We start from the raw sequence: 946 nt of genomic DNA, 5'->3' as shown, positions 1-946 counted from the left end.
GCCGATGACTGGTTGCGGTCGTTGCCGGGGTTGGAGGGGCCGGAGCGGCTCGGGGATCGGGGACGGGCGTTGGCGTGGCTGGACGGGGAGCGGGCGGGTCTGGTGGCGGCGGTGGGCTGGGCGCGGGAGGAGCGGTTCGCAGACGCGGCGGTGCGGCTGGCCCTGTATCTGGGGGAGTACCTGCACTGGCGGCGGTATTTCGACGACTTGATCGCCGTCGCGGAGGCCGCGCGAGAGGCCGCCCACCGTGCCGGGGACCGGCTGAACGAGGCCATCGCGTGGGACCACCTCGGCAATGCCTTGCGGGCGACGGGTCGGGCGGGGGAGGCGATCGAGGCCCACACCCGCGCCCGCGACCTGCACCAGGCCACCGGAGACCGCCATCGCGAGGCCTGCGTGTGGAACAATCTCGGCCTCGCGCTGCGGGAGGCGGGCCGGGCGAAGGAGGCGATCGACGCCTACACCCGCGCCCGCGACCTGCACCAGGCCACCGGAGACCGCCACGGCGAGGCCGGCACGTGGGACAACCTCGGCCGCACCGAGCACGAGGCGGGCCGGGCGAAGGAGGCGATCGAGGCCCACACCCGGGCCCGCGATCTGTCCCGGGCCGTCGGAGACCGCCACGGCGAGGCCATCGCATGGCACAACCTCGGCAGCACCCTGCGGGAGGCAGGTCGCGCGGAGGAGGCGATCGAGGCGTACGGCAAGTCCCTGGATCTCCTCCGGGGGTTCGAGGATTGGTACCACGAGGGGCTGGCCCTCTACAACCTGGCCCTCGCCCACGAGTCGGCACACCGCCCAGCCGAGGCCCGCACCGCCTACCTCCAGGCCGTCGACGCCTTCACCTGCGCCAACGCCCCCACCGAAGCCGCCCAAGTCCGCACCCGCGCCGCCGAACAACCCGAATACCTCCCCACCCTCACCCCATGCCCGCATGCCCCCGAGC

The 946-nt window shown here is 74.0% G+C and carries 1 protein-coding gene; it reads left to right on the top strand.

Annotation, left to right across the window (positions count from 1 at the left end; translation table 11 throughout):
- Nucleotides 1–69 precede the first annotated feature (69 nt).
- The coding region (locus ADL12_RS22600) for a tetratricopeptide repeat protein (protein ID WP_341846375.1) at nt 70–946 on the top strand (877 nt) is incomplete at its 3' end.

This window comes from Streptomyces regalis (assembly GCF_001509475.1).
GTDB classification, from domain to species: Bacteria; Actinomycetota; Actinomycetes; order Streptomycetales; family Streptomycetaceae; genus Streptomyces; species Streptomyces regalis.
The sequence above is the reverse complement of the archived record's forward strand: the minus strand, read 5'-3'. Positions and strand labels throughout refer to the sequence as shown.